Source organism: Actinomadura sediminis (genome assembly GCF_042675525.1).
Classification (GTDB): Bacteria; Actinomycetota; Actinomycetes; order Streptosporangiales; family Streptosporangiaceae; genus Spirillospora; species Spirillospora sediminis.
This window is the reverse complement of the sequence record NZ_JBHTJA010000010.1, coordinates 120,823-129,572: the sequence shown is the minus strand read 5'-3', so window position 1 is coordinate 129,572 and position 8,750 is coordinate 120,823. Positions and strand designations below refer to the sequence as shown.

Below are 8,750 nucleotides of genomic sequence, written 5' to 3'. Positions count from 1 at the left end.
GCGCGCCGAACGCGCCGAGCAGGCAGTCGACCGGGCCGCCGACCGCGCCGACACCGCCGTCGCCCGAGCCGACCGCGCGACCGAGGCCGCCGCGACGCTGCGCACCGCCCTCGCCCTGCCGGCGGTCACCGACGTCGGCGGCACCCCCGGCGTGCCGCTCGGCGAAGGCGCCGGCGCGGTCCTGGCCGAGGACGGAAGCCTGCGCCTGTCCGGCGTCGATGACCGCCACGGCGTCGAGGCCGCCGTCGAACTGGCCCGGGCCGTCCTCGCCGTCGCGCACACCCTGCGGTGAGAGACCAGGACTCCTGAAGCCACGGCCAGAGGCGGCCCGTCCTCGGCATGGACCGCGAGCGATCCGGCCGCGCACGCGAGACGTCCCGGCGCCCGGCAAGCGGCTGGGCGCCGGCCCGCGCAACTGGGGGTGCCGATAAGAATCGCGTCACGCGCCCCAAACCGGGTTGATCTTGTTGTGATTTGGGGCTGGTCGATGCTTCTGCCTTTGGCGATGAGGAGCCGGGCGGCGATGTCGCGCAGGTTGAGGTTCTGCTCGCGCAGGTGCAGGGCGTGCGACAGCGTGGCCTCGTCGGTGACGGTGGCGCCGCCGATGGTTTTGCCGCGGGTGCGGGCGGATTGGCGGTGTTCTCCCGAACGTGCCCTCAGAGCCAAAGTAGCTGGCTGTAGTCGGTGTCTCGGAGGGGTGCGAAGGGGCGGGGGGCGGGGGCGCGGGTGTTCCGTTGGGGGATCCCTCACCGGAACACCGGCCAGCCGGGGCGGTGCCCCAGGTCGAGGTGTTCCGTAAGAGTGTTCCGCGAACTGTCCCGGTGACGGGGCCCTATCCGGAACACTTGAGCGCGTGAACGCCGCGAACGCTACGGCTCCCGGCACGGTCCGGGTCGGGTACGCCCGCTGTTCCACCGACGAGCAGGACGTCGTCGTCCAGACCGAGCAGCTGCTCGCGCTCGGTGTCCCGGCCGATCGGATCTACATCGATCGGGGCTTCTCCGGGACGACCCGCCGCAACCGCGGAGGTCTGGACCAGGCCCTCGCCGCGGTGTGGCCGGCCAGCGTGTTCACCGTGACCAAGTTCGACCGGTTCGCCCGCAACATGGCCGAGGCCAACCAGATCCTCACCGACCTGTCCGACCGCGGCGTGCTGTTCGGGCTGGGCGGGTCGGTCTACGACTGGAGGGACCCGTTCGGCCGGCTGTTCCTGCAGACCCTGGCGATGGTCGCCGAGTTCGAGGCGAACCTGGGCCACCTGCGCACCCGCGAGGGCATGGCGCTGGCCAAAAAGAACGGCAAGCTCAAAGGCAAGCAGCCCAAACTGCCCGAGTCCGCGCGGCGGTCGATCCGCCGCCGCTACGCCGAGGGCGAGGTGTCACTGGCCGACCTGGCGACCGAGTACAGCGTCGGCCGCTCCACCATCCACCGCGTCATCCACGGGCAGGGAACCCCCGGGTAGAACACGGTTCACACCCGCACTCCGCTCCGCCCTCACTGTTGATGCCGGCCGCTGATGCCGGAGACGGCGGGCCGGGCCGGTCGTGGGTGGCCGGCCTTGGCGCGGATGGTGAGCAGGTTGCTGGATTTTGGGCGGGCAGCGCAGGGGCTGGCCGCGCCGTTGCGCGGGGTTGCGGAGGGCGCGGCCCGGGTCACGGGTGGAGGGTGAGGGGGAGGTGGGCCAGGCCGCGCAGGGCGATGCCGGGGCGTCGTTGGGGTTGCGTCGGCCGGGTGATGGCGGCGTATGCGGGGCTGAGGAGGTGTTCCAGGACGATCTGGGTTTCCAGGCGGGCCAGGTGTGCGCCGAGGCAGAAGTGGATGCCGGAGGCGAAGGACAGGTGGGCGGGTTCGGGGCGGGTGACGTCGAGGGTGTCGGGTTGTTCGACGAGGTCGGGGTCGTGGTTGGCCGCTCCGAGGAGCATCACGATGACCTGCCCGGCTTTGAGGTGGGTGCCGGCGAAGTCGGTGTCGTGCAGGACGGTGCGGGCGTCGACCTGGACGGGTGAGTCGTAGCGCAGGAACTCCTCGACCGCTGTGGGGATGAGGGCGGGGTCGGCGCGCAGGGCGGCTTGCTGGTCGGGGTGGTCCAGGAGGGCGTGCAGGGTGTTGCTGAGCAGGTTGGTGGTGGTCTCGAACCCGGCGCCGAACAGCAGCAGCGACGTGGAGATCATCTCCTGTTGCGACAGGCGTGCCTGCTCGGGTGCGGTGGCCATCCGCGACAGCAGGTCCTCGTGCGGGTCGGCTCGTTTGGCGGCGAGGAGATCGGTGAAGTAGGCGACGAGGTCGGCTTCGGCCGCCGCGGCGGCGGTGATGGCCTCGGGGTCGGCGGCGGGTTCCAGGAGCGCGACCATCTGGCGGACTTTCGGGGTGAACACCATCCGGTCGGCTTCGGGGACGCCGAGCAGGTCGGCGATCACGTTGACCGGCAGCGGCAGGGCGAGGGTGTCGACGAAGTCGCCGCCGGACCGGCGGGCGAGTTGGCCGAGGTGTTTGCGGGTGCGGTCTTCGATGGAGGCCCGCAGGTCCTGGATGTGCCGGGTGGTGAACACCGAGCCGACCGAGCGGCGCAGCCGGGTGTGCTCGGGCGGGTTGGCGAACAGCATGCTGTGCCCGAGCCGCCCTTGGGCCTGGCGCTGTTGTTCGCCGGCGCCGCCGGGGAGTCCGAAGCCCGCCAGTTCGTTGCCCTTGCCGAACGAGCGGTGCCGCAGCGCCGCGTCGCACTCGGCGAACCGGGTCAGGACCAGGGTGCCGTCACCGGTGAGCAGTACCGGCGCGGTCTCGCGCAGCCGCCGGTAGGCCGGGTAGGGGTCGTCGCGGGGGGTCAGGAAGATCTCGAAGAACAGCTGCTCGGCGGCCGGATCGCTGGTCGCCGTGCCCAGGGCCGTGCCGTTCGGGGATGTCATGAGGGGGTCCCGTCGTCGAATTGGCCGATGGCCTCCCAGACGCAGTCTTCCGCTGGGCTGGTCGCGGTGAGCCGTGCCCAGCTCTGTCCGGCCTCCACGGAGGCCAGCCGCGCCACCAGCAGGTAGGGCAGGCCCGCGGCCGGACACTGCGTCCAGGTCAGCCAGATGCCCCGCAGCCGCAGCGGCGCTTCGATCAGCGACCCCAGGTGCGTCAGCGTCACCGCGCACACGCTCATCACCGCGCTGGGCTGCGGTTGGTCGGCCGGGCCGCCGGGCAGCACGGCCAGCGCCCAGACCTCGCCGCCGACCGCCCTCCATGCCAGTGATCGGGGTGCGTGGGGTGGATCCGATGGGGGAAGCGGTTCGCGCCAGACCAGACTCTGTATCCCATCCATACCCCCACCATTTGACACTCAAGCCCTCTATGTCAATGAAGAGAACACGATTGTTCTGACTGTCAACCAGTCCATTGCCCGGGGTTTGCGGACACCGGGGTTGTTGCGGTCATCGGTGTGAGCACCCCGGCAAGCCGTGCAGGCGCGCGGCTGGATGCCGGGCACCCCCTCCGGCCACAAGGGGTACCGGTCAGAACCGCGTCACGGGCGTGTTCGCCCCCGGGTTCGGTCTGCCCCCGGGTTCGGTCTGCGGGGGCCTGGCGGGCTGTGTGGTGTGAACCTGGTCCCGGCGGGCGCCTCCGCCGGGACCAGGGGCCTATGGGGTGCGGGGGTGGTGCGGCTGCGGGGTGGAAAGTTCACCGGAGGGCGGCTCGGTGTCTCCGGTGGAAGGCCGAGTGGCGTCTTCGGTGGCGTCTCCGGTGGCGTCTTCGGTGGCGGGGGTCCAGGCGAAGGCGAGGGAGCCGCCGGTGAGGGCGAGGAGCATGCCGATCAGGAAGCCGCCGAAGTTGGTGTAGAGGAAGGAGGCCAGGGCGGCCAGGAGGACGATGACGCTGAGCAGGGTGTGGTGGCGGGGCTGGTACCACAGCAGCAGGCCGGTGAGGGTGATGATGCCGCCGAGCAGGAACCCGGCCAGGCCCGCGGTGCCGGGCAGCGACAGCACGGTGTACAGGTCGGCGGGCAGCAGCAGGATGGCCGCGCCGCCGGTGGTGGTGAGCAGGCCGCCCCAGAAGGGCCGGCTGCGGCGCCAGGACCGCCAGCGCCGCCAGTGGTTGCGCAGGCGGCCGGTGAGCGGGGTCGCGGCGTTCAGAAGCATTCTTTGACGTCGCCTCCCATGGTCATGTCGATCCCGGCGAGTTTGAGTCCGCTGGCGGTGACCCAGCGGACCTGGCCGTGGATGCGCAGTTTGAGGTCGGTGCCGGTGATGGGCAGGGTGCCGGGCGGGCCGGTCTGGACGGGGATGTCGCCCAGGCCCTTGACGGGAGTGGTGCCGCCGCGGCCCAGGGCGATCCCGCCCCCGACGACCTCGACGTCATCGATGGACTCCAGGGCCAACTGGAGTTCATCGAGCTGGAGCCGCTGCCCGGGTTGAGTGGTGATGCGCAGCACCCGCGAGCCCAGCGGGCTGGAGACCTTGCCGGAGGCGCAGATGCCCTCGGCCCAGGTGTCGCGCAGCGCCAGGGCGACCACGGTGCGCCGGTCGCCGTCGCGGGTCTGGAAGAACCGGGGGAAGGACCCGCCGGCGTTGGTGGACAGCCGCTGGATGGTCAGTTTGATGTTGGTCTTGCCCTTCAACCCGGCCGAGACCGGTAGCGCGCCGCGCAGCACCCCGACGACCATCACCGCGACCACACCCAGGACCGGAACCAGGACCGCGGCGAACCTCCTCCACCGGGTCCGCCCCGCAACGGTGGGGAGACTGGGCGGGGTGTCCAGCGGAGCGTGGCGGCGCCGCCACAGCCGGTCGATGAATCTCACCCCGCCACCTTTGACAATCAGTCGCGACTTGTCAATGCCACGCACATCATTGGTTGGAATGTCCTCGGCGGGGGTCGAGGGGTGTCCGGCCACTGGACACCCGGCTTGTTACTGTCGGCGGCGTGAACACTCACGTCCCGGCCGACTTCCAGACCCGCGTGCGCCACCAACTCCGCAGCGACGCCCTGGACGCCGCGTTCGCCCTGATGACCGACCAGGGCTGGTCGGCGGTCACCATGACCGCGGTCGCCGCGGCCGTCGGCGTCAGCCGCCAAACCCTCTACAAAGAGTTCTCCTCCAAGGACCAGATCGGCCAAGCCCTGCTCATCCGCGAAGCCGAACGCTTCATCGACGGCGTCGCCGCACACGTCGCCGCGCACGACGACGTCGCTTCCGCGATCGAGGCCGCCGTCCGCTACACCCTCGACCAGGGCGCCACCAACCCGCTGCTACGCACGATCCTGTCCGGCGACCGCGGCGGCGACACCCTGCTGCCCCTGGTCACCACCGACTCCCAGCCCCTCATCGCACTGGCCGGCCAGGTCCTCAGCCAGCACATCACCGCCCGCGCCCCCGGCCTGGACGACGAAGACATCGCCGCGACCGCCGACGCACTGGTCCGCCTCACCGTCAGCCACCTCCTGCAACCCCTGGACGACACCGGCACCACCGTCACCCGGCTCACCCGCCTGGCCACCCGAGGCCTCGGCCTCCCCTAAAACCCCGATCCCCGACGAGGGAGCGGACGGCGTCATCTCCGGCGGCGTTCAGGTCGCCGACGAGATCGGTGGCCCGTTCCGCCAGGTCGAGCACGGGATTCTGATTGGATCGGCCAAGGGGCGCAATCACTCGATTCCGCCCCCGCGGGTGGTCTCGGCGCTACTGGGCGGCGCCTGCTTGCGCGGTCTGCGCCCGGCCGCCGAGCGGCAGGCGCTTGGCCACGTCCAGCCGTACCTCGCCGTAGGGCTGGACGTGCTGCCAGAACAGCGGAGTCAGCCCGCGCCGGTCGGCGGGCTTGAGCAGTTTGGACCATTGGGGGTCGGCGAGGACGTCTTGCAGCATCAGGGTGTTGATGTAGACGAGCGCGGCCTGCAGGATGCGCAGGCACAGGACGGTCATCTCCAGTTCCTCGCGCCGGTTGGTGGCGATGTCGCCGCCCTTGCCGTAGAGGATGACCGAGTTGGCGCCGTTGGAGGACTCCACCACGTTGAGACCTTCCTGGATCTCCCGCTGGAGTTCGCGCAGGCGCAGGTAGCGGGCGATGAAGATGGTCTTCTGCGCGCGGCCGACCTCCAGCATGGCCTGGTAGACCGGGTGGGAGGCGGCCTCGGTGAACCGGCGCAGGATCGCCTCGGTGGAGGCGGTGCCCTGTTTGATCGCAGTCGCGTACTTGATCATCTGGTCGTAGTTCTGCTCGATCACCTCCCAGCGGACCGGCCGGGTCATCGCCGGTGCCAGCCGCGGGTACAGGTCGCTTTCGCCGCTCTCGACGCGGTAGAGCTTGACCTTGTTGATCTGCTTGATGCGCGGCAGCAGGTCGAAGCCCAGCAGCCGGGTCACGCCGAACCCGATCTCGGTCTGGCCGTGCGAGTCGACGTAGTTGCCCTCGACCTTCATGGCGGTGCCGTGCCGGACCGCGCCCTCGATCATCGCGTGGACCTCCGAGGCCGAAGCGCGCAGGGTCTGGGAGTGCACGACCATCGACCCGCGCTCGATGTGCCAGTAGATGAGGATGCCGCGGCCCCCGTAGCGGGAGTGCCACTCGGTGAAGATGTTCTGGTCGTAGGCGCGCACGTGCGTGGAGTCGGAGGCGACGGTGGTGGTCGCCTCGCCCCACAGCGCGGTGTCGCGGGCGGTGAAGGTCGCGTTCGCGATGGCGATCGCGATGTCGGCGGCGACCTGCGGGGTCAGGTAGCGGCGCCGCACGTAGCGGATGTCGTCCTCGCTGTGGGCGTGGCCGCCGGCGGCGACCGCCCGGATCCCGGTGTTGGTGCCGTACCCGAAGATCGCCAGCATCAGGCGCTCGGCCAGGACCTCGGGCCCCAGGGTGGAGTTGCCCGCCACCGAGGTGACGGCGTTCAGGCAGCCGGTGCGCAGCACCGCCTCCTTGAGCATGTCGATCAGCGGGACCGCGCCCCAGCGGCGGCTCACCTCGTTCTTGATCTTGCGTAAGTTCCGCGGCTCCTCCGCCGGGCCGATCTTCGTCAGCTTGATCGCGCCGGACTTGCGGCCGGAGATCTCCACCCAGTCCAGCTTGGGCAGCGCGGTGTCCAAGGCCTCCAACTCGGCGCGCATCTCGGCCTTCAGTTCGGCGATGAACTCCTTGGGGTCCAGCGGCTTGCGCAGCTCGGCGTAGTTGGCGGCGCGGCGGGCGGCGAAGTCGGCGGGCAGGTCCTCCTCCGGGTCGCGGAAGGAGTCCGCGCCGACCACCCAGATCTCTTTGCAGCGCAGTGCCTCGCGCAGTGCCTGGAAGGTGACGATCTCGTACACCATCCGCACCACCCGCCGACGGCCGCGCTTGTCGCTCTTGAACACCAGGTCCTCCCAGGCGCCGGCGGTGCCGCGATGCTCAGGCACCCGCTCGCCGCGCGGGTAGTAGGTGGTGTTGCCCGCCTTGGCGTAGCGGCGGACCAACTCCAGCGCCTCGATCACCGGCTGGTAGGCGGTGTTGTTGCTCTTGAACTCCAAGGTGTCCAGCAACGCGATCAACCCGCGCCGGTAGTGGTTGGTGTAGGAGGCGCGCAGCGTGGTCTGCACCGTGGTGCGGTACGCCGGGCCCTTGGTCTTGAACTCGTGCACCAGGTCCTTCAGCGTCTGCTCGCCGCCGGTCACGGCCGGGAAGATGACCGCGCGGACCGGATCGTCGGGACGACCGAGCGCGGCGTCGGCGACCCTGAACAGGATGTTCTCCTTCCCGGTCACCCGTTTGAAAGCGTTGATCAGCTCCTTGGTCACCTTGCTGTCGGCCCGCGCCTTGATCCGATGCACGGTCGCGATCAGCAACTCCACCAACGTGTCGGTGACCTCCCGCTCCCGCTCGCAGACCAGCGCCGCCAACAACAGCACCGTCAGCTCACGCGGGTGCGTGCGCATGTGAGAGGGAGCCTCCACCGCCGCCCGAGCCCGCCAGGCCGCCAGCACCTTGGGCGCCACATCGGCGAACAACCCCAGCGGCAACCCGATCGAACGCACCGCCTCCAGCTTGCGGATCTCGGTCATCATCGACTCCAGGCTCACGTTGCCCGGAGCCGACTTGATCAGCGTCAGCAGCCCAGAAACGCCGTCGTCCTCCTCCGCCGTCGCCTCGGCCGCCTCATCCTCGCTGTCCTCGTCGTCGACGCCATCGTCGATGCCGGCCAGGGCGCAGATGCGCCCGGTGGTCTCCGCACTCAGCCGAGAAGCGATCCGCACCGACCAGGTGACCTCCGCGTTGTGCAAGGCCGAGGCCACGATCCGAGAGATCCGCCCCGAGGTCGGCGGTTCGATCCGCTCCTCACGCAGATACTTGAGCAGCTCCTCACGAACCCGCTCGGGCCGGCGCTCGGCGTGGGCGACATTCTCGGCCAGCCACACCGTGACCTTCTCCGCGTCCACGGTCGTGCAGACGCGAAAGTCCAGGTGGGTACGGATCTGACCACGGTGATACTCGATCGTGGAACCAGACCACTCGTAGAAGCCGAACTCCGAGGCGGGCACCTGGACCTGCTTAGCCACATGCTCGACAGCCTCGTCGGCCAACTCCGAACGTCCTCGCGGGAAGCGCCCGTGCTGCGTATAGAACTTCAGCAAGACCGCGAATCCGAGGCGCGTGGCGCCACGCTTCCCGGCGATCAGCTCACGCTCCTCGTCCAGAACCGTCCAGTGCTCGACAAGCTCGTCGATGTGCATCGGGGGGTGCGCCATAGCCGCCCAGCATCGACCAGCCAAATCACAACAAGATCAACGCCGTTTGGGGCTCATGACGCGTTTCTTACCG

General features: G+C 70.0%; 9 protein-coding genes. 4 read left to right on the top strand and 5 right to left on the bottom strand.

The genetic code is table 11. The annotated features are described in order from the left end of the window. The 3 genes from ACFQ11_RS08540 to ACFQ11_RS08530 all read left to right on the top strand — a co-directional run. The coding region (locus ACFQ11_RS08540; RefSeq protein WP_378297436.1) for a hypothetical protein at positions 1-292 on the top strand (292 nt) is incomplete at its 5' end. A gap of 182 nt (positions 293-474) precedes the next feature. Beyond that, complete coding sequence (locus ACFQ11_RS08535) at positions 475-681, top strand: hypothetical protein (RefSeq protein WP_378297435.1); 207 nt, start codon at positions 475-477, stop codon at positions 679-681. A gap of 172 nt (positions 682-853) precedes the next feature. After that, complete coding sequence (locus ACFQ11_RS08530) at positions 854-1,462, top strand: recombinase family protein (protein ID WP_378297434.1); 609 nt, start codon at positions 854-856, stop codon at positions 1,460-1,462. 190 nt (positions 1,463-1,652) lie between these two features. On the opposite strand, the gene ACFQ11_RS08525 is transcribed toward ACFQ11_RS08530, so the two are convergent. The 4 genes from ACFQ11_RS08525 to ACFQ11_RS08510 form a co-directional block, all read right to left on the bottom strand. Then, on the bottom strand, positions 1,653-2,903 hold the full coding sequence (locus ACFQ11_RS08525; RefSeq protein ID WP_301175875.1) for a cytochrome P450: 1,251 nt from the start codon (positions 2,901-2,903) through the stop codon (positions 1,653-1,655). Next, a complete protein-coding gene (locus ACFQ11_RS08520) occupies positions 2,900-3,142 on the bottom strand; it encodes a hypothetical protein (RefSeq protein ID WP_378297433.1) in 243 nt (80 codons plus the stop codon). The genes ACFQ11_RS08525 and ACFQ11_RS08520 overlap by 4 nt, the downstream gene beginning before the upstream one ends. A gap of 472 nt (positions 3,143-3,614) precedes the next feature. Continuing rightward, positions 3,615-4,112 (bottom strand): DUF6114 domain-containing protein, encoded by a 498-nt coding sequence (locus tag ACFQ11_RS08515; RefSeq protein WP_378297432.1) that lies wholly within the window; start codon positions 4,110-4,112, stop codon positions 3,615-3,617. Next, positions 4,103-4,774, bottom strand: coding sequence for a DUF6230 family protein (locus ACFQ11_RS08510; RefSeq protein ID WP_138641308.1), 672 nt, complete (start codon positions 4,772-4,774; stop codon positions 4,103-4,105). The genes ACFQ11_RS08515 and ACFQ11_RS08510 overlap by 10 nt, the downstream gene beginning before the upstream one ends. A gap of 122 nt (positions 4,775-4,896) precedes the next feature. Here ACFQ11_RS08510 and ACFQ11_RS08505 point away from each other — a divergent pair, with 122 nt between their 5' ends. Next, complete coding sequence (locus ACFQ11_RS08505; protein ID WP_138641309.1) at positions 4,897-5,493, top strand: TetR family transcriptional regulator; 597 nt, start codon at positions 4,897-4,899, stop codon at positions 5,491-5,493. A 160-nt stretch (positions 5,494-5,653) separates the two neighbouring features. Here the strand turns inward: ACFQ11_RS08505 and ACFQ11_RS08500 are convergent, their stop codons facing one another. Further along, the gene (locus ACFQ11_RS08500; RefSeq protein WP_378297431.1) at positions 5,654-8,662 is read right to left on the bottom strand and encodes a Tn3 family transposase; all 3,009 of its coding nucleotides are present in this window, start codon (positions 8,660-8,662) and stop codon (positions 5,654-5,656) included. Positions 8,663-8,750: the final 88 nt, after the last annotated feature.